Annotated in this window: 22 protein-coding genes; 16 read left to right on the forward strand and 6 right to left on the reverse strand. The window is 59.5% G+C overall.

What is annotated here, in order from left to right; genetic code table 11:
• Positions 1 to 35 precede the first annotated feature (35 nt).
• Both brnQ and HMPREF3166_RS00880 read right to left on the reverse strand, forming a co-directional pair.
• Complete coding sequence (brnQ, locus tag HMPREF3166_RS00875) at positions 36 to 1,502, reverse strand: branched-chain amino acid transport system II carrier protein (RefSeq protein WP_035004687.1); 1,467 nt, start codon at positions 1,500 to 1,502, stop codon at positions 36 to 38.
• Between the two features lie 136 nt (positions 1,503 to 1,638).
• Entirely contained in the window at positions 1,639 to 2,724 is a 1,086-nt protein-coding gene (locus HMPREF3166_RS00880) for an HhH-GPD family protein (protein ID WP_070487265.1), read from the reverse strand.
• Between the two features lie 36 nt (positions 2,725 to 2,760).
• Here HMPREF3166_RS00880 and HMPREF3166_RS00885 point away from each other — a divergent pair, with 36 nt between their 5' ends.
• On the forward strand, positions 2,761 to 3,405 hold the full coding sequence (locus HMPREF3166_RS00885; RefSeq protein WP_049049596.1) for a carbonic anhydrase: 645 nt from the start codon (positions 2,761 to 2,763) through the stop codon (positions 3,403 to 3,405).
• Positions 3,406 to 3,472: 67 nt separating this feature from the next.
• The gene (locus HMPREF3166_RS00890) at positions 3,473 to 4,183 is read left to right on the forward strand and encodes a hypothetical protein (RefSeq protein WP_053088969.1); all 711 of its coding nucleotides are present in this window, start codon (positions 3,473 to 3,475) and stop codon (positions 4,181 to 4,183) included.
• Positions 4,184 to 4,206: 23 nt separating this feature from the next.
• On the opposite strand, the gene radA is transcribed toward HMPREF3166_RS00890, so the two are convergent.
• Together radA and HMPREF3166_RS00900 are read right to left on the reverse strand one after the other, a co-directional pair.
• Positions 4,207 to 5,643 (reverse strand): DNA repair protein RadA, encoded by a 1,437-nt coding sequence (gene radA, locus HMPREF3166_RS00895; protein WP_083293774.1) that lies wholly within the window; start codon positions 5,641 to 5,643, stop codon positions 4,207 to 4,209.
• Between the two features lie 95 nt (positions 5,644 to 5,738).
• On the reverse strand, positions 5,739 to 6,311 hold the full coding sequence (locus tag HMPREF3166_RS00900; RefSeq protein WP_237746295.1) for a hypothetical protein: 573 nt from the start codon (positions 6,309 to 6,311) through the stop codon (positions 5,739 to 5,741).
• 279 nt (positions 6,312 to 6,590) lie between these two features.
• Here HMPREF3166_RS00900 and HMPREF3166_RS00905 point away from each other — a divergent pair, with 279 nt between their 5' ends.
• The 6 genes from HMPREF3166_RS00905 to HMPREF3166_RS00930 all read left to right on the forward strand — a co-directional run bounded on the left by HMPREF3166_RS00905 (position 6,591) and on the right by HMPREF3166_RS00930 (position 11,145).
• Positions 6,591 to 7,181, forward strand: a complete 591-nt coding sequence (locus HMPREF3166_RS00905; RefSeq protein WP_049049590.1) for a CarD family transcriptional regulator — start codon at positions 6,591 to 6,593, stop codon at positions 7,179 to 7,181.
• A 14-nt stretch (positions 7,182 to 7,195) separates the two neighbouring features.
• Complete coding sequence (locus HMPREF3166_RS00910; protein WP_070487266.1) at positions 7,196 to 8,023, forward strand: IspD/TarI family cytidylyltransferase; 828 nt, start codon at positions 7,196 to 7,198, stop codon at positions 8,021 to 8,023.
• A gap of 53 nt (positions 8,024 to 8,076) precedes the next feature.
• Positions 8,077 to 8,568, forward strand: coding sequence for a 2-C-methyl-D-erythritol 2,4-cyclodiphosphate synthase (gene ispF, locus HMPREF3166_RS00915; RefSeq protein WP_070487267.1), 492 nt, complete (start codon positions 8,077 to 8,079; stop codon positions 8,566 to 8,568).
• Positions 8,569 to 8,646: 78 nt separating this feature from the next.
• A complete protein-coding gene (locus tag HMPREF3166_RS00920; RefSeq protein ID WP_070487268.1) occupies positions 8,647 to 9,378 on the forward strand; it encodes an ATP-binding cassette domain-containing protein in 732 nt (243 codons plus the stop codon).
• Complete coding sequence (locus HMPREF3166_RS00925) at positions 9,365 to 10,552, forward strand: ABC transporter permease (RefSeq protein WP_070487290.1); 1,188 nt, start codon at positions 9,365 to 9,367, stop codon at positions 10,550 to 10,552. Before HMPREF3166_RS00920 ends, HMPREF3166_RS00925 begins: the two co-directional genes overlap by 14 nt.
• The gene (locus HMPREF3166_RS00930; protein WP_035004669.1) at positions 10,552 to 11,145 is read left to right on the forward strand and encodes a hypothetical protein; all 594 of its coding nucleotides are present in this window, start codon (positions 10,552 to 10,554) and stop codon (positions 11,143 to 11,145) included. The genes HMPREF3166_RS00925 and HMPREF3166_RS00930 overlap by 1 nt, the downstream gene beginning before the upstream one ends.
• Here HMPREF3166_RS00930 and HMPREF3166_RS00935 read toward each other — a convergent pair.
• The gene (locus tag HMPREF3166_RS00935; RefSeq protein WP_070487270.1) at positions 11,135 to 11,953 is read right to left on the reverse strand and encodes a fumarylacetoacetate hydrolase family protein; all 819 of its coding nucleotides are present in this window, start codon (positions 11,951 to 11,953) and stop codon (positions 11,135 to 11,137) included. The two genes, HMPREF3166_RS00930 and HMPREF3166_RS00935, sit on opposite strands and share 11 nt — an antisense overlap.
• Positions 11,954 to 12,015: 62 nt before the next feature.
• On the opposite strand from HMPREF3166_RS00935, the gene cysS reads away from it, so the two are divergent.
• Entirely contained in the window at positions 12,016 to 13,452 is a 1,437-nt protein-coding gene (cysS, locus tag HMPREF3166_RS00940) for a cysteine--tRNA ligase (RefSeq protein ID WP_210383901.1), read from the forward strand.
• On the opposite strand, the gene HMPREF3166_RS00945 is transcribed toward cysS, so the two are convergent.
• Positions 13,409 to 13,996 carry a hypothetical protein gene (locus tag HMPREF3166_RS00945; protein ID WP_011273026.1) on the reverse strand — a complete coding sequence of 196 codons (588 nt, stop codon included), beginning with the start codon at positions 13,994 to 13,996 and terminating at the stop codon, positions 13,409 to 13,411. The genes cysS and HMPREF3166_RS00945 overlap by 44 nt on opposite strands.
• A 209-nt stretch (positions 13,997 to 14,205) precedes the next feature.
• Between HMPREF3166_RS00945 and HMPREF3166_RS00950 the strand changes: the two genes are divergently transcribed.
• The 7 genes from HMPREF3166_RS00950 (at position 14,206) to HMPREF3166_RS00980 (ending at position 21,903) form a co-directional block, all read left to right on the forward strand.
• Positions 14,206 to 16,140, forward strand: coding sequence for an HtaA domain-containing protein (locus HMPREF3166_RS00950; protein WP_011273027.1), 1,935 nt, complete (start codon positions 14,206 to 14,208; stop codon positions 16,138 to 16,140).
• 48 nt (positions 16,141 to 16,188) lie between these two features.
• Positions 16,189 to 17,280: a heme/hemin ABC transporter substrate-binding protein gene (locus tag HMPREF3166_RS00955; protein ID WP_005296744.1), complete on the forward strand. Its 1,092-nt coding sequence runs from the start codon at positions 16,189 to 16,191 to the stop codon at positions 17,278 to 17,280.
• Entirely contained in the window at positions 17,264 to 18,313 is a 1,050-nt protein-coding gene (locus tag HMPREF3166_RS00960; protein WP_005296741.1) for a FecCD family ABC transporter permease, read from the forward strand. Before HMPREF3166_RS00955 ends, HMPREF3166_RS00960 begins: the two co-directional genes overlap by 17 nt.
• 32 nt (positions 18,314 to 18,345) lie before the next feature.
• Positions 18,346 to 19,218, forward strand: coding sequence for a heme ABC transporter ATP-binding protein (locus tag HMPREF3166_RS00965; protein ID WP_005296738.1), 873 nt, complete (start codon positions 18,346 to 18,348; stop codon positions 19,216 to 19,218).
• A 5-nt stretch (positions 19,219 to 19,223) separates the two neighbouring features.
• On the forward strand, positions 19,224 to 20,279 hold the full coding sequence (locus HMPREF3166_RS00970) for an HtaA domain-containing protein (RefSeq protein WP_083293775.1): 1,056 nt from the start codon (positions 19,224 to 19,226) through the stop codon (positions 20,277 to 20,279).
• An 80-nt stretch (positions 20,280 to 20,359) separates the two neighbouring features.
• The gene (locus tag HMPREF3166_RS00975) at positions 20,360 to 21,034 is read left to right on the forward strand and encodes a biliverdin-producing heme oxygenase (protein ID WP_011273032.1); all 675 of its coding nucleotides are present in this window, start codon (positions 20,360 to 20,362) and stop codon (positions 21,032 to 21,034) included.
• Positions 21,031 to 21,903 carry an HtaA domain-containing protein gene (locus HMPREF3166_RS00980; protein ID WP_049050120.1) on the forward strand — a complete coding sequence of 291 codons (873 nt, stop codon included), beginning with the start codon at positions 21,031 to 21,033 and terminating at the stop codon, positions 21,901 to 21,903. The genes HMPREF3166_RS00975 and HMPREF3166_RS00980 overlap by 4 nt, the downstream gene beginning before the upstream one ends.
• The last annotated feature ends 3 nt before the right edge of the window (positions 21,904 to 21,906 follow it).

The raw sequence follows: 21,906 nt of genomic DNA on the forward strand, positions 1-21,906 counted from the left end.
GCGTTTTCTCTGTCCGAAGTATTAGGTATTGCTAATTAGCCCCGTGAAGTGGGGGTATCGGTTGCGCTGTCTGCGGCTACTTCGGCGCTGTCTTCTGTGCCTTCGGTGTCCACATTCGCCGTGAACGGATCCAGCGCCTCCAGGTCCACGTCCTTGTCCTCGTCATTTGGCACCTTGCGGGTCAGGTCGATGACCAAGCCAATGGCGGTGAGGAAGATGGTGGGCAGCAGCCAGCCCATGCCTGCATCCATCAGCGGGATCCAGCTCAAGGCGCTCTGCAGATCGTCGACCGGCACGTTCAGGGCGGCCAGGAAGTCGATGAAGGAGAACAGGAAGGCCACGGCCACGCCGATGCGGTAGGAAAACACCAGCTTGTGCTGGCGGCACAGCAGGTGCACATAGGAAAGCGCGATAAGCACGATCGCCGGCGGGTAAATCAGGCCGATCACCGGGCCGGAGACGTTCAGGATCTTTTCCAGACCCAGGTTGGCGATAGCGAGGCCAACGAGCGTCAAGATGGTCGCCCACCAGCGGTAGCTGATGGCCGGAACTAGCTCGTGGAAGAACGTGGACGATGCTGCGGTCAGGCCAACGACGGTGGTAATGCAGGCCAGCAGAACGATCAATGAGAACACGATCTCGCCTGTGTTGCCCATGGTCAGATGCGCAGCGGAGCTCAGGATAGCTGCGCCGTCGCTGTAGCTTTCCTTCTCTGGCATGCGGGCGCCGACCAGGCCGAGGCCCAGGTAGACCAGCATGAGGAAGAAACCGGCGGTGAAGGCCGCAATGCCGGAGAGCTTGACGATGCGCTTGTGGTCGGTCTCGCCCTTCTGGCTAAAAGCGCTCACGACGATAAGCGCGAAGGCTAGCGCACCGATGGAGTCCATTGTGAAATAGCCCTGGGAGATGCCGCTGACCAGCGGGTTGGAGGTGTACTCCTCAGTGGCGGGAATGCTCGGGGAGTTCAGCTTCTGCAGACCGACGATAGCCAGCACGGCCAGCAGGATCAGCAGTACTGGGGTTAGGGCCTTGCCTAGGGTATCTACGACCTTGCCAGGCCAGAGCGTCAGCAGGAAGCAGATCAGGAAGAAGGCGAACGTGCCCGCCAGGCGCCACCAGCCACCGGAGAGATCGAAGGTGGATTCGATGCCCAGCTCGTAGCCGATCGCTGCGGCGCGCGGTACGGCGTAGAGCGCACCGATGGAAAGGTAGGCAACGATCGCGAAGATGAGCCCGAACAGTGCGCCGGCGCGAGAGGCCAGGTCGCGCACACCGTTGCCGGAAATTGCGATGGCGATGACCGTCAGCACCGGCATGAGTACTCCGGTCAGCAAGAAGCCGATCATGGCAGGGGTGAAGTTCTCGCCGGATTCCACGCCGAGCATGGGCGGGAAGATGAGGTTGCCGGCGCCGAAGAACATGGAAAACAACATGAGGCCAACGGCCGCCACGGTGGTAGTTGTGTTTGGCTGCTTGGCAGTCGAGGAGGGTGGAGTCGACATAAAATTTTCCTATTGTGATCTGGGTAACGTTTATCACTCTAATGCACGTATCCCCGTAGAGCCTAAGCCGGTCAAAACTATTTGCGTTTTGCCCCTATTTCGGGCGGAGATTCTGCGGGGATTCTACGGAGCTTTCTCAGTGCGGTAGCTGGTACGTTGCGCCGTCGCGAGCTACCAGCCCGTCGTCGAGCAGCGATTGCAGGGCTCGCTCGAGCTGCTCGGTTGCGGGCCACAGTAGGTCTATCTCTTTCTTTGTGACGCCACCTTCCCCCGCTTCCCGCAGTAGCCCCATAATCTTTCCGCGGACCTGGCGATCGGTCCCCACGAACTTCTGCACGCGCCGGGCCGCGGCTTGCGCCTCCGCCTCCGTCGGCTGCGGCTTGCCCGACTGCACCCACGCACAGTCGTCGATTACGGGGCACTGGTCGCACGCTGGGCTTTTCGCAGTGCAGATCAAAGCGCCGAGTTCCATGAGTGCGGCGCACATCAGATTCGCGGCGTCTCTGCGCGCGCCGCTGGCGGTATCTGTGCCCGCACCAGCGTTTCTGCCCACGCCGGAGCAGTTGGCTGTGCCAGTTCCCGCGCCTGAGCGGGTGCCCGTGTCAGTGGGCTGGGGTTGGGGCGGTGGAGGCAGTTGGCGTCCAACTAAACGAGGGTCTGGATCGACGTGGGGCAGCAACGAGGCCACATCCGCCAAGTCGCGCGCGCGGGCGGGGCCCTGCAGGTAGCGTCCGTCGACGAGGCGGCGGTAGACGCGGCGCACATTCGTATCCACAACCGGCACGGCCTGGCCGAAGGCGAAGGCCGCGACGGCGCGGGCGGTGTAGTGGCCGATACCCGGCAGGGCCTCGAGCTCGGCGATGTCGCTGGGAACCTCGCCGCCGTGGCGTTCCACGCAGGCGAGCGCGCACTCCTTTAGGCGCAGCGCGCGCCGGGGATAGCCCAGGTTGGCCCACATCTTCAGGATTTCGAACCGCGGCGCCTCGGCCAGATCCGCCGGGGTGGGCCAGCGTTCCAGCCAAGCTTGCCAGAGGGGAATCACGCGGGCGACGGGCGTCTGCTGGCTCATGACTTCGCTCAGCAGAATCGCCCACGGGGTGGTGTCCGGATGGCGCCACGGCAGGTCGCGGGCGTTGCGCGCGTACCAATAATTCAACTTGGCAGGCAGGCTGCTATGCGAGCCGGTGGGCAGGTTGGGGGAGGCGGCGGAAGGGGAGTTCATTGCACGAATCACTGTAGCGCGGTGCACAATGGAACCATGACTTCCAGCCAACATAAGACCCCGCAGCAGGCTTGGGATAGCCTGCGCGAAGGCAACGAACGTTTCATGCGCGGCGATTCCGACCACCCACACCAGGACTTGAGCCGCCGAATTTCCCTGCAGGAGGGGCAGAAGCCCCAGGCCGTGGTGTTGGCGTGTTCCGATTCCCGCGCCCCGGTGGAGATCCTCTTCGACCAGGGGCTAGGCGATGTCTTCGTGATCCGCACTGCCGGAGAGATCACCGACCTGTCCGTTCTGGCCTCCCTGGAATTTGCGGTGGATTCCCTGGAAGTGCCGCTGGTTGTGGTGCTGGGGCACGAGAAGTGCGGCGCGGTTGCCGCGGCCTCCCAGGCGTTGAACGGCGGCGACATGCCTGCGGGCTTCCAGCGCGTGCTCGTGGAGAAGGTCACGCCCTCGTTGCTGTCCGCGAAGAAGCGCGGCATGGAAAGTAGTGACGCCTTCGAACGCAACCACGTGGCGGAGATCGCCGACCACATCGTGGATCGTTCGCCGGAGATTCAGGCGCGTCTGGCCGACAACCGTTGTGCCGTTGTGGGGCTGCGCTACCGCCTGTCCGATGGTCTGGCCGAGCCGCTGGTCAGCTATGGCCTGGATATTGAGGGTGCGCAGCGCGTTCACTAGGAGTTTTGCGGCGTTCATTCCGTGTCTATGCGCCGTCTTTTAGCGGGCAGCCTTTAGCATTAGTTGCGTGACTGATGAAGACAACAGGCGCCCGTTGCCACGCGAAGTGTATATCCGCCGCCGTATTGCTGCGGTGGTGATCTTGGTCGTTGTTATCGGTGTGATCTGGGCTTTGATCAGCCTGGTCAGTGGGGGAGGGGACTCCGAGAACACGGCGTCCACCGAGACTGCCATCACTACCTCCGAGCAGCAGGATATGACTAGCTCGCCGGAGCCGCCGAAGGGTACGGAACCGAGCGACTCGGAGGACGAGAAGGCGTCCGAAAAGGACAAAGATAAAGACAAGGACGACGAGAGCGACGAGAACAAGGACGAGAAGAAGGATTCTTGCTCGCTTGCCGACCTGCGCGTCACCGCTCGGCCGGGTGCTCCGACGTTTAACGCGGAGCAGCAGCCGAACTTCTTCGTGAAGATCGAGAACCCGACGAACGCGGATTGCGACATCAACTTCGATGATTCCCCGCTGAAGTTCGAGGTCTTCACCATGGGCAACTATGAGCGCGTGTGGGGAGACATCGACTGCAACGAGCCGGAGGTCGTAGGCGATACGAAGATCAAGGCCGGCGAGTCTGCGAACTACGAGATGGCCGCCTGGTCCCGTACCACCTCCGCTCCGGGCAAGTGCGAGGACCGCAAGCCGGTCGATCCGGGAAGCTACCTGCTGTACGCCCACGTGGGCGACAATACTTCCCAGCCGGCCTCGTTTAACTTGCAGTAGCCAGTAATGGCCCAGCCGGTGGCCTAGTCAGTAGATAGGCAGTAGTTGACCGCCTGGCAGAGCGTGGAGACCTCCTTTACCTTCATGCCCTTCGGCGCCTCGTAGTGGCAGTTCTTTGGCACCAGCGCGGTGTGGAATCCCAGCCGGTGGGCCTCTGCCAGCCTTTGAGTGAGCTGCGGAATACGGCGCACCTCCCCGCCTAAGCCCACCTCGCCGAGGGCAACCAGCCCAAGGGGGAGCGGGGTACGTTTTGCGGTGGAGGCCAGCGCAAGCCCGGTGGCGAGGTCCGCGGAGGGTTCCAGAATCTTCATCCCGCCGACCGTGGCGGCGTAAACCTCCTTGTCCGCCAGCGGCAACCCGCAGCGTTCGGAGAGCACGGCCAGCACCATCGACACTCGCGAGGCATCCATGCCCGTCATGTAGCGCTTCGGATTCTTAAACTCGCTGTTAAGCGCCAAAGTTTGCAGCTCGCCGACCATGGCGCGGCGCCCGTCCATCACGACGGTTACTGCGGTGCCGGTCACGGATTCGGTGCGGTGATGCAGGAACAACCCGCTGGGGTCCGCAACCTCCTGGATGCCGTGGGCGGTCTGCTCGAAGCAGCCGACCTCGTCCGTGGCACCGAAGCGATTCTTGATGCCGCGCAGGAAGCGCATGGAGGAGTGTTTGTCGCCCTCGAAGTTCAGCACAACATCCACCAGGTGCTCGATGGTGCGGGGGCCGGCGACCGTGCCCTCCTTCGTCACGTGCCCCACCGCGATGACGGGCGTGCCCGACATCTTCGCCAGGGTCGTCAGCGTGCTGGTGACCGCGCGGGTTTGGGCCACGCCACCAGCAACGCCTTCCACCCCAGTGGCCTGCATGGTCTGGAGGGAATCCACGATGATCAGCTCTGGGTTTAGTGCATCGACCTGCGCCAGGCCATTCTCCAGGTCGTTCTCGCTGGCCAAATAGAGCTTGTCGTGCAGTGCACCGGTGCGTTCCGCCCGGTGGCGCACCTGCCCCACGGACTCCTCCGCGGTGAGGATCAGCACCGTATGCCCCTTCTTGGCCCACGCAGCGGCGACCTCTAGCAGTAAGGTGGACTTACCCACGCCCGGTTCGCCCGCCAGTAGCACAGCGCTGCCTGGGACAATGCCGCCGCCTAGAACGCGGTCTAGTTCCCCGATGCCCGTGGGGCGGTGCTTGGCGATGGTCGGATCCACTTGGGTGACCGGTTGGGCGCTGGCCCCTGGAACTAGGCCGCCGGACCCGCGTCCCCCGCCGCGGCGCCCCGCACTAGCGCCAGCACCCGCAACTCCGGCGAGCCCCATTGCGCCCAAGCCTAAGGAGCGCGTGTCCCGCTCCTCCAGCGATCCCCATTCCCCACACTGCGGGCAGCGGCCCATCCACTTCGACAGCTGGTGGTCGCAGGAGGTACAGACGAAAACCCGGCTTGCTTTGCTCGACTTACTTGACATGCTCACAACAATAAACGCCGCCCCGGACAACCAATGTCCGGCGGCGGCGTTTGTTCGATTTTGAGGAAGCCTTCGCTGAAAGCTTGCTCTTGGGGCTACTTGTCGGTCAGGCTGCCGTCCTCGTCACGGTGCAGCTGGCCTGCTTCCGGAACATAAGCGGAAACCGGAGCGCTCAGCTCAACCTCGCCGACATCCAGCTTGAAGGTGACCTTCTTGTGGCCGCCGACGTAAACGTCATCCAGTCCCTTGATGGAGGTGGTGGCGTACTGCAGCTGCTTCTGCTCCTTGGCCTCAATGTCTTCCATAGCGAACTTGCCATCAGCAACCAGGGAGCCGCCAGCCGGAATCTCGGTCTCGTCCAGGCCGGAGATCTCCTTGCCCTCCACCTTCACGGACTCAACCTTGACGGGCTTACCGTGGGTGTCCTCGTTGGTGATAGTGAACTTCAGGGCCAGAGCGTTATCCGGGCCGACAACGACGGTCACGTCCTGCACGTCAGCGTGCTCAGCGGTGCCGCTAGCACCGTTGACTGCGGCAACCTGGCTGGAAGTCTGGGAAATCTGACCTGCACCACACGCGGACAGCGCGAGTGCGGAACCTGCTGCGACCAGCGCCAGCGCACCACGGGCAAAGGTCGTCTTCAGCGGCTGGGCCTTGAGGGTCTTCACGATGCGTTCCTCCATCTGAGGCATGTCTTAAAAGCAGTTGAATAAAAACGTCTGCACCCAGCCTAGCCTGTAGGGGGCCGGTACACCTAGCCAAGGAGGCCTTTAAGGTTAATTAGTGCCCCCTAGTGCGTACTTGCTGGGGATTTTATGCCCCAAATGCGGGTAGCGCGGTCGATTACGGTAGAATCTATCGGGTATTTACTCGGGTATTTACGCCGTGCCTGTCAGTGCCCGGCACAGCCTGTCACAGCCTTTCGGAAGGACGTTAGAGGAACACTTATGGAGTTCGCAGTCGGAGATACGGTCGTTTACCCGCACCACGGCGCCGCCGTCATCGAGGGCATCGAGCAGCGGGAGTTCAAGGGGGAAACCGTCGACTACCTGGTGCTGCGCATCAACCAGGGCGATCTTTCCGTTCGTGTCCCGGCTGCGAATGCCGAGAAGGTTGGCGTGCGTGACGTGGTGGGCGAGGAAGGCCTGCGCAAGGTCTTCTCCGTGCTGCGCGAGACCGACGTCGAAGAGGCTGGCAACTGGTCCCGCCGCTACAAGGCGAACCAGGAGCGCCTGACCAGTGGCGACGTGAACAAGGTTGCCGAGGTTGTGCGCGACCTGTGGCGCCGCGACCAGGACCGCGGCCTGTCTGCCGGTGAGAAGCGCATGCTGGCCAAGGCTCGCCAGATCCTCGTGGGCGAACTCGCACTGGCCGAGGGTGTTGATGACAAGAAGACCGACGCACTGCTGGCCGAGATGCAGGCCGCCATTAAGCGCCACCGCGAGGCCGCCGCTGCAGCCCGCGCCGCAGGCGTGGACGAGGATTCCAAGTCCGGTGGCTCCATCGATCTGGACGACGAGCTGGACGGCGAAGACTAAACCGGGCAGGCGCAGTGACAGCGAACGTCTACGCACTCGTCGCCGCTGCCGGTAGCGGTACCCGCCTGGGTTTCGATACCCCGAAGGCTTTCGTCGAGCTCAACGGTCGGTCGTTGCTGGAACGGTCGCTGGATGGCCTGGCGGCGTCCCAAAGTATCGAAGAAGCGATTGTGCTGGTCAGCGAGAACATGCGCGACCACGCCGAGCGCATCGTCAGTGATCCAATCAACGTTGCGGAATGGGCGCCCATGACCGTCAGCGTGGAGCTCGGTGGTGGAGAGCGTTTCGATTCTGTTTACGCGGGTCTCGTTGTAATCCAACGGCGGTTAAGCGCTGCGGGCGAGGCGCCCGAGGGGCACTTCGTCGCCGTCCACGATGCCGCCCGCTGCCTCACCCCACCCGCCATGATCGCCGAGGTTGTCGACCGCGCGCGCCGTGGTGTCGCGGATGGTTCCTGGTACGGGGCGATCCCGGTGTTGCCGGTGGTAGACACTATTAAAGTTATTGACGCCCCCACCTCCGGCCCGCGCGCAGGGCAGACGGTCGTGGAGCAAACCCCCGACCGTGCCAGCCTGCGGGCGGCGGCTACGCCACAGGTATTCGACCTGGAGAAGCTGATCGAGGCCAACGAGCAGTACCTGCGCACCACGGAAATCAGCTCCGCGCACGCGGTGGATCGGGTGGGTGCCTCACCGCTGCCGCTGGTAACAGACGATGCCTCGCTGATGGAGATGGCAGGTTTCCCGGTGGTGGCGGTGGATGCCGACCCGTTGGCTATGAAGATCACCACGCCCCAGGACTACCGTGTCGCGCAGATGATTCTGAATGGCAGCGAAGGCTAGACAGTCCGCGGAAGACAAGTAGAACGCAACCAGAGGCGAGAGGCAGACCGCAATTGAATACCCCACACATCATTCCCCGCGTCGGCATTGCGACGGATGCTCACCAGGTGCAGCCCGGTAAAGACTGCTGGATGGCCTGCCTGCTGTGGGAAGGGCAGGATGGCTGCGAAGGACACTCCGATGGCGACGTGGTGGCGCACGCGGTAGTGGATGCGTTGCTCTCCGCCGCAGGGCTGGGGGATCTGGGTAGTTTCGTCGGAGTGGGGCGCAAGGAATACGACAACGTTTCCGGCGAGCGCCTCCTGCGCGAGTGCCGCGAGCTGTTGGAATCCAAGGGTTTCGTGATCGGCAACGCGGCGGTGCAGATGGTGGGGAACCGCCCGAAGATGGGCACCCGGCGCGAAGAGGCCGAGAAGGTGATGGGGGAGCTGATCGGCGCGCCGGTCTCCGTCTCTGCAACCACGACCGATCACATGGGTTTCACCGGCCGCGGCGAGGGCGTGGCGGCTGTGGCGACGGCGGTCGTGTGGCAGTCGCAGAATTAGTTATTGACAATCTTTTTATGCCTTCGTAGGTTTGTTCCATCAAACAGAAACTCCGTGCACTAAAGGTCTGGAACTTCCTTGTCGAATAGCTACTCGTTTTCCTTTAGCTACCCGCGTTCCGATGAAGGGATCGAGGTCCGCTCCCTCGAGGTTCCTGCTAGCCCAACAGTGATCCTGGGTGTCAATGGTGCCGGTAAGACCACGCTTATGAAGTTGCTTGCCGGGCAGCTAAAACCGTCCAAGGGCGCTGTGCCGAAGTTGGGCCGAGCGGTGTACGTCCCGCAGCATTTCGAAAGCATCAATGGGGCGCGTGTGGTCGACTATGTTTCCTACGTCGCCTGGCTTAACGGTGCCGGTTGGGCGGAGAGTAAGAGGTCCGCAGCCTATTGGATTGAATTCGTCGGACTTAAAGCACACGCACATAAGCAATGCAGCAAGCTGTCTGGCGGGCAGCAAGCCCGCGTGCAAATCGCTACAGCCCTGAACTCTAACGCGGAGCACATTCTGCTAGACGAACCTAGCGCTGCACTCGACCCGCTGGCGAAGCGGGATCTGCAAGGGCTCTATCGATCCATCGCGGAATCGGGCGTTGGTCTTTGGGTTTCTAGCCATCAGCCCTTGGAAGTAGAGAAGCCGTTCGGGCATGTGCTCGTGTTGCATGAAGGCAGAGTTGAATTCCAGGGGCCGATGGGCGATTTTCTACGAATTGGGCGTGAATCACTAGAGTCGGAGAAGTCACATCGTTATTCCGAGACTGTGAGAAACCTTGCGGAGGCATTTTCCAGGGATGGTGGTCATGGCGAGGATTAACGCTCTCAACGTTGCTTTGGTGCTCGCGGCTTCTGTGCTTGGATTGCTGAGCATTACACTCAACGCAAACCCGGTGCCTACGCAGGACAACGCGATCTCCAATAGCTTGGCCCTCTACTATTCGCTGGGGCCAATCCTTGGCTTTATCGGCGCCAAAGAGATGGCACGCTTCCGTTCCTTTTTTAAGTCCCGCGGGTCTGTGCAGGATGTTTTTAAAGTCTGGCTCAGATCCTTGGCGCTGCCACTATTGCTTGCGGTGGTAGTGGTGCTGGCGTACCTCGCAGTGCAGTTGGCGGATATCGGCTACGTAGAGTCCGGACGGTTCCTTGCAACAGGGTTGGTCTTTATTGCTCTTCACGGCGTGGCATGGCTGAGCTTGGGGGCAACTTTAGGGCTGTACCTACCAGCAATTGTGGCGATCGCTGTCGGCTTGCTTCTTCCTTATATCCTGGTCGCTTACCCGGTGTCGCTCTCAAACGTGGCGTGGCGACAAATGTTCGGGCAGCCGTTCAGCTCCTGTTGCCAAGTATCACAGAGCGTGGACCCGATTCTGTGGAAGGCTTCGGCTCTGGTGCTGGGGGCCATATGCGTTTGCTCGTTGCTGTTGATCGCGGCTTTTCATGGAAACTGGCTTCCGGGGTTGTCGGCGTGGCCACTTCGCGTGGCAGCCATTGGTCTATTCGGCGTGAGCTGTAGTTTAGGCTACGGAATCGCCCAAGACGGAAACTACAGTTCCGCGGTGCCCCGCCCCCGAGAGCGCATGATCTGCGAGGGAGCATTGTGTTACTGGCGCGAAACCCCACCTGAGCAGATAGACGCAAACCGCAAGGTGTGGGAATCTTTGGGCGTCACTACCTATAGGCTGATCGACGCCGAACCGCAACGGGACGACGACATCCGGCTCGCTCGCTCGGGTCAACAACCGGAAGTAAAGCACGCGCTCCTGGTCGAGCTCCTCAGCAATGAACCTGCACTTAAGGGGGCACCATCGTGTTGGGGGACCCCGCAGCAACCCGTATCCGTAGCGGAGTCTCTTCCCGATCTGACGGAAGAAGAGCTGGAACGAGCGACCTTGACGCCTTCCGGACAATGGCGCGGGGTGCATGGAACGAATGCGGGAGTGGACGTGAAGTTCATCCTGGATCGGGCGAACTCCGAGTGCTGGGAGGGATAGTGTCTGCCCAACATCGAGTACAGATCTATTGGCGTGGACATTCCGCGACCTACGCGGTGATGCTTCAGATATTCGGCGTCGTGGGCGCCGTACTGTTCGGCACGACCACTATTCCCATTCCTTGGGCTTCGTGGAGTTCGTCCGGAGTTATCCCGTTTAACTTCGTGTTTTCCATCGCCATCGTTAGCTCCGCGGTGATGTTCTGGGATAACCGGCTTTCCCAGCTGGAAGAATTAACTGTTCGCACATGGGCGGCCTGCGACTGGCTTTTCCTCGGACTTTGCCTGGGCGAATGCGGCGTTGTCGCGCTCCTGGGCAACCCAGGCATGTTGCAGTACACGCTTATTGCATTGTCGGTGATTTTCGGAGCATGCCTCGTAGCGGACCTGCGCAAGAGTTTCTATGGCCTGCTGCTACTAACTGCCGCGCAGTGCCTGCTCATATCGGTATTGCCTAGTAGATACCTGCCATTGTTCTGGACTCCCAGGGTCGATGTAATTGTGATTGCGCTTCCCATCTGCCTGTTACTTTTCGCGGCAGTGCGGAGCGCTATCAAGAAGGCCGAGCCTAGTTTGGTTCAGCTCAGCAGTTAATGCGGTTGCGGATTTCCCCGATGCCGTCGATCGCGATGCGCACCTCGTCGCCATCGGCTAGGTACTGCGGTGGGGTCATGCCGTGGCCGACGCCCTCTGGTGTGCCCGTCACGATGACGTCACCAGGCGCCAACGAGGCGAAGTTGCTGATGTAATCCACTAAATCCTGTGGCTTAAACACCAGGTCGGCAACGCTGTGCTCCTGGCGGAGTTCACCGTTGACCCAGGTGCGCAAGACGGCCCCTTCCGCAACCGGGTCGAAGTGTTTGGCCGGCACCATCCACGGGCCGAATCCGCTGGAGCGATCCAGGTTCTTGCCCTGCAGCCACTGCTGGGTGCGGTACTGCCAATCGCGCTGGGAGAAATCATTCATCACGGCGTAGCCCGCGATCTGGCCGGCTTCGCCCATAATGACGGCGAGCTCGCCCTCGTAGTCCGCTTGCGCGGAGAGCTCCGGGGGAACAACGACCTCGTCGAACGGGCCCGCCAGGGCGGAGGCGTACTTCACGAACAGGGTGGGGTGATCCGGAATCGGGTGCCCCATCTCCGCGATGTGTTCCCGGTAGTTGAGGCCTACACAGAAAATTTTTCTGGGGTTCGGCACGACCGGCCCCAGCTGGTCGGCGGTGAAAGAAACGGTGGGGAGGGAATCCAGTTCCGTGCTGGTGACCTGCGCCTTGTAAGGGAATTCGGCGAGGAGCTTGCCCTCACCGCCCTCGGCGGAGAAGGAGGTGACTGCAATTGGGAGCCATGCACCCCGGTCATTGAGGCGGATGGTGGCGAATCGCGGGGTGTTCTGAGTGCTCATGTACTCCACGATACTGACGCACAGAGGAAAGAGGCCGGATGCGCATGCCTATACTGTGTGGTGTGACTTTGCGAATTTACGACACTGCCGCCCGCCAGCTCCGCGACTTTGAGCCTATCCGTGAAGGCCATGCCTCGATCTACTTGTGTGGAGCGACCGTGCAGTCGATCCCGCACATTGGACATGTGCGCAGCGGAGTTGCCTTTGACATTCTGCGGAACTGGCTAGAGGCCAAAGGGTTGGACGTCGCTTTCGTAAGGAACGTCACCGATATTGACGACAAGATCCTGACCAAGGCCGCGGAGAACGACCGCCCGTGGTGGGAGTGGGCCGCTACGCACGAGCGTGCGTTTAACTGGGCTTATGACCAGTTGGGCGTCACCCCACCTTCCATCGAGCCCCGCGCCACAGGGCACGTACCGCAGATGATCGAGTACATGCAGCGCATCATCGACAACGGCCACGGCTACGCCGCAGACGGCAACGTGTACGCGCAACCCGCGACGATCGATAACTACGGCTTCCTGTCCGGCCAGAAGCTGGACGAGATGGATCAGGGTGAGTCGGCGGGTACCGGCAAGCGCGACCCACGCGACTTCACCATGTGGAAGGCAGCCAAGCCGGGCGAGCCAGCCTGGGATACCCCGTGGGGTCGTGGTCGCCCGGGCTGGCACATCGAGTGCTCCGCGATGGCGACGACCTACCTGGGAAGTGAGTTCGACATCCACTGCGGTGGCCTGGATCTGCAGTTCCCGCACCACGAGAACGAGGCCGCGCAGGCGACCGCAGCGGGCGATGGGTTCGCGCGCTACTGGATGCACAACGGCTGGGTGACGATGTCCGGCGAGAAGATGTCGAAGTCCCTGGGCAACGTGCTTTCTATCCCGAATGTGCTGAAGCTGGTGCGTTCGGTTGAGCTGCGCTACTACCTGGGCAGCGCGCACTACCGCTCGATGCTGGAGTACTCCGAGGCTGCGCTAGGTGAGGCCGCTGCGGGTTACCGCCGCATCGAGAAGTTCCTGGTGCGCGCTATAGAGTACGTCACCGGTGAGACCGCTGTGGACCCGCAGGCGCTGCCGGTCGGCGAGGTGCCGGCGCAGTTCGCGGAGAAGATGGATGACGACCTGGCCGTGCCGCAGTCGCTGGCCGTGATCCACGACGTGGTTCGTGAGGGTAACAAGCTACTGGACGCAAAGCCCACGGACGAGGCAAAGCAGCAGGTTAAGGAGATCGCCGGACAGGTTCGTGCGATGGCTGCCGTGCTGGGCGTGGATCCGCTGAGCGAGACCTGGCTGGAATCTACCAAGGCTGCTGCCGGTGGTTCCGACGTGGCGATGGGCGCCCTGGACGTGCTGGTGAAGGCCGAGCTGGAGCGCCGTGCTGAGGCCCGCGCAGCCAAGGACTGGGCCACCGCCGACGAGGTGCGCGACCGCCTGGCCGAGGCTGGCATTGAGGTTACGGATACAGCCGATGGCGCGAAGTGGTCGCTGAAGGGGTAGTTCCATAGACGTACTCGTCGGGTTGTAACTCTGATCCCGGAAGCTCGACCTCGTCGTCATACATTTCTTCGGGTACGAAATATTCTTCGTCGTTCGACCACATGGGGTTCAGGCCTGGCAAGAACCAAATGGTGGCGGCAGAAACGATGGCGATGATGATGCCGCCCAGTGTTGCGTGCTCCGGCGGGATGTACCAAAAACCGGCCACAATCAGGGCGCCGATGGAGCCGATACACAGGGGGAGGAAGAGGTTCAGATTCAACCTGTTTGCGGTTCTGTATTCGACCCAGTCCTCGCTGGGGAAGCGGCTGCGGGCTTGGGAGCGGATCCGGCGCTGCGTTTTCTGAGAACATACGACGCATGCGATGGCGACTAGTGCCAGCCCGACTCCGGCGATAATGAAGTCGCCGACTACTGCGCCGTATGCCATCACGCCGATCGATACGGTTAGGGCAAAGCGTTCGGTCGCGGAAAGCGGAATTGCCTGGTGGGGGTCTACTTCAGGGTAGAGGTTGGCCAGAGGGGCCGGGGTGTATGCGGTCATTCTTCGCGTCCTTTCTCGGGGGTGAGAGGTGGGGGTGGGGGACGAAACTAAACACAAGATGCTTTCGTCTCTTAGGCTGACTCATGATACTTTCAGCTAAGTCGAGCCTTACCTAATTAAGGTAACACTATCCTAATCTAATGGGTAAAACCTAGGTAGAGGTAAGGCGGCGCAAATCTTTTGATGTTTCAGTTTTGAGTAGGATCAGCATGCATCTTTCACCGTTTGGATCACGTCGAGGCTCCTCGCGACGGTTGTTCGTCCGCGCATCCACGGCTGTGGCTGCCACCTCCGTACTTGCCTTCGCTCCCGTAGCATTTACCACGGTCGCTACCCCCGTTGCCTCAGCGGCGGGAACCTGTGAATTCAATTGGGGTATCAAGCAGAGCTACCGTGCCTATATCCAAGGCCCTGTCGCTAAAGGCGGATGGGGTGGCGACGGTATCGGCTTTAATGGCGATAAGACCGGCCCGAATGGAGCCTTCCAGTTCCGCCCCCAAAAGCCCCAGGTAAACGGTGATACGGTGACGGTTCCGCTCAACGGAGTTCTCCGTTTCAACGGCCACAACTATGGCGGTGATGACCTGTTAGATATGACGCTCTCCGATTGGAAGGTGCGCGCAAAGGGAAAAACCGCCGAGATTCTGGTGGACTATGTCTCCTATGAGTCGGACATGGTCAATAAGAGCAAGCGAGGAGCCAAAATCACTGGCGACGATGAAGTCATCGCCAAGGTGAACCTGTCCACCCCGGTGACCCCTGGCTCAGGGAGCGTGAACCTTTCTGGTTCTACGACACTTACTCAAGGTGGCAGCCGGCTGTTTCTCGCTTACAATGCGGGAACCTCGATGGATCCAACCAGTGGCTCAGTGGCTTTGGACGGCAGCTGTGGATCAGATTCGGGCAGTGGCTCGGGATCGGGCGAAAAGCGCACGCTGACCACGATCGATGGCAACTTCACCGGCTTTAACAAGGAAGCTATGGGAATTCTGTCTGAGACGAACGACACGATGAACGCCCTGACCACTTTCATGGGTAACTCCCAAGCCTTCTTGGACGAGTATGAATCTTTCGTCAATCGCGGGAGCGTAAAGAACGGATCTTCTAGCGGAAGCGACTCCGGAACTAGCTCTACCTCCGGAACGAACTCTAACTCCAACTCCGGTTCTGGTGGTGGATCGGCCTCTGGCGGAACATCGCTTGGAGCAGGGAACAGTGGTGCGCGAAACGGCGGAACAGGCGGCGGGTCGGCCGCCAGCGGAGGCGGAACAACCCGGGGCGGTGCCACAGCAGGTAGAGCAGCTGGTGGCGGTGGAGACCTGCACTGCGAGTCGGTCAAGGCAGTCGAAAGCGCCAAGGCATCGTGGGCTCTGAAGGAATCCTTCCAGTCGTACATCACCGGCTCTATCGCTAAGGGCAAGTGGGATTTGAGCGGGGTCGGATACAGCGGCGGCAAGTATCAGTTCACCGGCAACGGCGGCAACGTCGATACGTCTTCTCAACAGGGAACGATTTCCTATGGTGGCGCGATGCAATTCACCGGTCACAACGGAATTCTCGACCTGAACATTGCGAATCCGGAGATCCAGTTCAACGGTGGAACAGGAAGGCTTGTTGCCGATGTTCGTTCTTCAAACATGGAAGGGGAGAAGCGAGACTTCGGGCGCACAGTGCTGGGAGACCTGAGCTTTAGTTCCCTTGATATCTCGGATAACTCAGTAAGCGGAGAGGCGAGTGTATCGCTGACCCAGGATGGCTCTGTGGCTTTCGCCGAATTTTACGATCCGGGAACTCAACTAGCGCCCATATCTTTCAGCGCCCAGCTAGGTGGCCAGGGTGACTGCGACGCAGTGGGCGGTACGACAGCATCTGGATCGAGTGCGGGTGGATCGGGCGGTGGTTCTTCTGCTGCGCACAATGCTGCCGCCGCGAAGCTCGCCGGCAATAAGGACGGTTCCGGCAATGGCGTCGACGGCGATTCTTCATCGGCGGGGTACGAAAACGGATCGAGCAAATTCAAGGTTAAGCCTGCTGCGGCTGAGGGTCAGGATGAGAACCCGGCTACTTACCTTCTCGGATTGATCGTAGGAGTCATCGTCGCAGGTGGAAGCATCGGTCGACTGGTTGTAAGTAATCCGTCTTAATCCGCCTACTAGGTGGCAAGACACTGCTCAGTTAGAAAGCACGTTTTAATGTCCATTGTTCTTAATCGAACTGTGCGGTTAGCGTTCCGCACCTGTGTGTTGTTTATCTGCACGGCTAGCATCGCTGCGTGTGGCGTTAAGGGCGCCTATGAATCCGAAGCTGATGCTGCTCTGCGAAACGACATCAAGAATGCTGCTGATCTGCAGGATCCTCGTAGCTTTGAGGGCGTTTCGGAGGTCAAGGACTTCACGGATGTGGAGCCTGTGACCAAGAATCCATCCCCGAAGCTGCCGGTGGAGCTGACCGACGCAGACGGCCACGATGTCAAGGTTAATAAGCTCGATCGGATTCTGGCTCTTGACCTGTACGGTACTTACACTAAAACCCTTACTGGCCTGGGTCTTGCCGATCGGATTGTAGGCCGCACGGTCTCTTCTACTGAAAACATCTTGGCCGACAGGCCAGTGGTCACTCAAGGTGGGCACAACATCAACGTGGAAGCCGTGTTGTCGTTGGAGCCGGATATCGTCATCGTGGACCACTCCATCGGGCCACGGGACGCTATCGATCAGATTCGTCAGGCGGGCGTGACCACTGTGGTCATGGAACCGACCCGCACGATCGATTCGGTAGCCGAGGACATCACCACGCTCGGTGCTGTCGTGGGCCTCCCGGAGGATGCGGAAAAGCTTGCGGATCGCACAGTCGAGGAAATAAATCTGGATAAAGAGACCATCAAGAAGATGGTGCCCTCTACACCGATGCGGGTGGCATTCCTTTATGCCCGTGGAAATGGTGGAGTGTTCTTCATCATGGGCGAAGGGACCGGAGCAAAAGACCTGATCGAGGGCGTTGGTGCGGTTGACGTGGGGACGGAGAACAATCTTTCCTACATCGAACCAGCCAATGCGGAGTCGCTAGCTAGGTTAAACCCAGATGCGTTCATCATGATGACCGGCGGGTTGGAATCCACCGGAGGGATCGAAGGCCTGCTCAAACGCCCCGGCATAGCTCAAACCACGGCAGGACAGAAGCGGCGCGTAATCACGATTCCAGATGGTCAATCGTTGGCGTTCGGCCCTATGACTGGGCAAACACTTTTGCGGACAGCGAAGGCGTTATATGACCCACACGGTTAATACGAACGAGTTTCTCCGGGCGCGAACGCGCCGATGGGTAGGGATTTTCGGTGCACTGGTGGTGCTAATGCTTGTTGCTGCGGTGCTATCGATCGTGCTTGGACAGTACTACGTGCCACTGCAGGATTTAGGTTCAATCTTGCTGGGGAAAGACCATCATTCAGGTCTGGCCTCCAGCGTAGTGTGGGATATTCGCTTGCCGCGCATCCTGCTGGGGTTCCTAGTCGGCGCATGTTTGGGTGTGGCTGGAACATTGATGCAGGCGGTGTTTGCCAACCCTCTGGCCGAGCCATCGATTATTGGCGTGACCTCGGGCGCCGGGGTTGGTGCGGCGTTGGCAATCGTCTTTAACCTTGCTTTCTTCGGCACGTTCACCGTTCCGTTCTTCGCCTTTCTTTCCGCATTGGTTGCCGCTGGCCTGATTTACCAGCTAGCACGAAGTCAAGGCCGAGTTGTGGTTATCAATCTGGTTCTCACAGGTATCGCGGTCAATGCCGTGTGTGGAGCAATTATCTCCTTCATGGTCTATTTGGCTCCGACCGCCAGTCGGGAAGAGATCATCTTTTGGCAGATGGGATCCCTAAATGGTGCCCAGTGGAAGCACGTTTGGGCGGTTTTGCCGATCACGATGGTTGGAATTGCCGTAGCCCTACGGATGGGTGGGGCACTAGACGTGCTTGCTTTGGGTGAGAAAGCCGCTGGTCACACAGGGATCAATGTAAGTCAATTGAGAGCGATTGTGATCATCGCTGCGACCGTACTCACTGCAGGTGCAGTTGCCTTTGCTGGGCTCATCGGCTTCGTAGGGCTGATTATCCCGCACCTGTTGCGAACGGTCATGGGGCCGGAGAATTATCTCCTCATCCCTGCTTCTGCGCTTGGCGGGGCGGTCTTGATTGGTCTGGCCGATGTGGCTGCCCGCACGTTGATTGAATTCGCAGATTTGCCGATTGGCATCTTCACTGCCCTTGTCGGCGGCCCGACTTTCTTCGTTCTGCTGCGCCGAATGATGCGAAAGGGGATGCACGCATGAGTGCTCACGGTAGCGATGCGACTACTAACAGTATGGCTATCGGCGATAAGGCCATTGAGGTATCTGGCCTCGCCGTCGACGTTGGTGCCAAGCGGTTGCTCAGTGACATTAGTTTTGTCGCTCGTGCCGGCGAGGTCACAGGGCTCATTGGGCCGAATGGTGCTGGTAAGTCGACGCTGCTCGCCGCGCTGTCTGGGGATATTAAACCTACTGAGGGTGTGGTTTCCGTCGCCGGATTAGACCCCTCTCGGGCCGATGCAAGGGCAATGGCGCAGCGCCGTGCGGTGTTGCTTCAGGATGTCCAAGTCGCGTTTGAGTTTCTTGTTCGAGATGTTGTGGCGATGGGACGGCGACCGTGGCGAGGGACAGTCGATAGCAGTGTGGATGAGCTCATTGTTGACGCTGCTCTGGACGCCACCGGTTCCACTGCGTTGGCAGTTCGTGACATCGTCACTCTTTCCGGTGGCGAACGTGCTCGGGTTGCGTTGTCCCGAGTTTTGGCCCAGCAAACACCGGTGGTGTTGTTAGACGAGCCGACCGCGGCGATGGATATCCGTCATCAGGAACAAGTCTTGAGCTTGATGCAGCAGATCGCTCACAGAGTTGGAACTGCGGTGGTGATTGTGTTGCATGACCTCGACGCAGCTGCGGCGTATTGCGATCACATCGTCTGTCTATCGAATGGGCGAATTGCCGCCGCTGGATCGGTTGATTCGGTCTATACCGACGAGATTCTCTCCAGCGTTTATGACTGGCCCATCGAAGTTGTCCGCAGTGCGGATAATGACGTCTCTGTTCGTCCGCGGCGGAGGGATCCGCCAGCTGCAGTAGCTCGACTGCTTTCTGCATATCAATCCATTCCATTCACTAGGGCTAAGTCCCTAGGATCCATTCATCAGGAGTAATTCTCATGTCTATTAAGTCAACTCGAAATGCCATGCTTGGCACTGTGATGTCCTTCGCCCTGGGCACTGCTGCACTTTCCGTACCCGTTGCATCGGCACAGGAGGGCGCATCTCAGGCTAAACCTGAATGCAAAACTGTTATCACTGGCGGTACCTTCAACTGGGGATTGAAGGAGAGCTTCCGCAGCTACATCCTGGGGAGAATCGCTCAGGGAAGCTGGGAAACGAAGGGTGAGGTTAAGGAATCTGATCCTGCCAACAAGAAATCCAAGGACTTCCAATTCCAATTCCAGGTAGACCCAAGTGTATCTAGCATTGAGGTCGATTCCGAGGGCAACGTAACCAAGGCAGAGATCGGCACCAAGCCGTCCGATGTCGTTTTTGAAGGCCATCATGGTGCTTTGTACTCGAACTTCAAGTCCCCTTACATCACGGCCGAGGGGGCTAGTATTCAGGGCGGCGCTAGCTATGAGGGATACTACGTGCCTGGCAAGCACATGACTGAGTATACGCCTGAGGACCGTATCGAAGAGAACAAGGTTTCCGGCAGGGACGTGTTCTCGAAGGGGCACGGAAACTGGAAGGTTGACGGGGACACTGTCACGCTTGATGCAAGCAGCATGACCTACGTTCCTAAGCCAGAAACGGATGGGGACAAGAACATTGTGGAGGGTGTAGACGTCCTATTCATGGGCATTTACTCGGCGGACTACAAGCCAGAGCTGGATGACATCAATGTTTCTCTGACCACCGAGAAGAAATGTGCAACGCCAGGGGAGCCGAATGATGAAGGTGGTTCCGGCCCGGACAACCCGGATAACCCGGATAACCCGGATAACCCGGATAACCCGAGCAACCCGGATAACCCGAGCAACCCGGATGACCAGGGGCAAGGCCAAGGTTCGCTGGGCAAGTTCGGAAAGGTGTGGAACTACATTCTTGGCACGGTCGGAATCCTAGGCATGCTGGCGATCATTGGCCACGCGATCAACGTGTCTGGCGCTCTCGATGGCATTCACAAGAAGATTGATGAATTCCTACGCCACCACAACTTGCGCTAATAACGAGTTCCCTTTTCTCGTTCAGCGACAAATTCCAGATTCCACGCGGATCTTGAAACTCTTTCGAAAGGAATAACGTGATGGCTTCGACCTCCACACTTTCAAACACAAGCTTTAACACAGCCGAGCCGATCTCTCAGGCACTGCGCAATGCCACTGCGGAGGCGCACGGGCGCGCAGAAGGATCCGAGTTCATGAGCACCCTTTTCAAAGGCGAGCTTGACGCTCAAGCGGTGTATGCGCTTTCGGGACAACTCTGGTTTGTCTACAGCGCTCTAGAGAACGCTGTAGAAAGAGTCTCCGGCACTCCCATCGGGTCGGTTATTGCCGATCCGCGCCTGCAACGTTGCGCTGCGTTGGAACACGATCTGACGTATTGCCTCGGCTCCGATTGGCGCGAACAACTTGAACTACTGCCCGCCACCCGGCGGTATGTAGATCGCCTCGACTCTTTCGGAGAACAAGACGTTGTACGAGTGATCGCTCATCACTATGTCCGCTACCTCGGGGATATTTCCGGCGGTCAGGTCATCGCTGTACGTGTAGCAGACCTCTACAATGTCGCTCCTGAGGCATTGAAGTTCTATGACTTCTCCGCTATTGGCAAGATCCCTCCGTACCGAACCAGCTACCGTCAGCGCCTCGATAGCCTGCCACTCACAGCACAGCAGCGTTCCGAATTGATTGAGGAAGCCATCGATGCTTTTGGTATGAATTTTTCCCTGTTCACAGATCTTTACGGAGTCTGCGCGTGAATACACCATTCTTGTCCAAGTCCAATTCCCGCCACTTCGTTGCCAGCGCCCTGGTCAGTTCCGTCGCGTTAAGCGGCATGGCGGTTCCTGTAGCACAGGCAGAGGAAGTGTCCGCCCCAGTGTTAGGAGCCGGTGCTTTTGCCTGGCCGATCAAAACCTCTTTCCTTAAGCATGTGCAGGGGCCGATCGCCAGGGGAACCGTCATCGGCGATGGAGGCGCGGAGTTTAAGGGAAACCAGTTTGTGTTCCCAGTAAATACCCAAGAAACAAAGCTGGACCCGCAGGGGAATGGCACGATTGCCCTGGACGGCAGCGCACATGTGACCGCATACAAAGGTCTTGGTAAGAACGGCGGGCCAGCTTTGGATGTCTCTTACTTCGACTTGAAGTTGAATGTCACAGGTCAGGCGGTATCGCTTATTGGGGACTACTCCCTTTCCGGTAACACGGCGAACGATCCTACACAGCTAGACAAGCGCGGCGACGATGAAGTAATCGTGACCTTCACCCTGGAAGCCCCGATTGATCCGGGTAAGGATCTCGTTGCCCAGAACCGTCCCACAACGGCCGGTATCGGATTGCAGAGATCTCTACTCCGCTACAACGAGGGCGAGCAGCTGGAGGGCGCGGACGTTGACCTGCTGCTGGACTATGACGATGGCAAGCAGATAGAAGATGTAACCCCGCAGGAACTGCAGGGAAGTGCAAGCGGATTCTCCGGTTCTTCTAGCGGCAGTTCCAAAAACTCGTCCCTTGGCATCGCGGCCGGTGTGATCGCCGCCATTGTGGCAGTGATTGGGGTAGGGGCACTGGCCTTCGGGCCCGTGGATTGGCGAGGAGTTTTGAAGAACTTCGGCATCACTGCCTAGAAG

Origin of the sequence: Corynebacterium sp. HMSC08A12 (assembly GCF_001807485.1) — a bacterium.
GTDB lineage: Bacteria > Actinomycetota > Actinomycetes > Mycobacteriales > Mycobacteriaceae > Corynebacterium > Corynebacterium evansiae.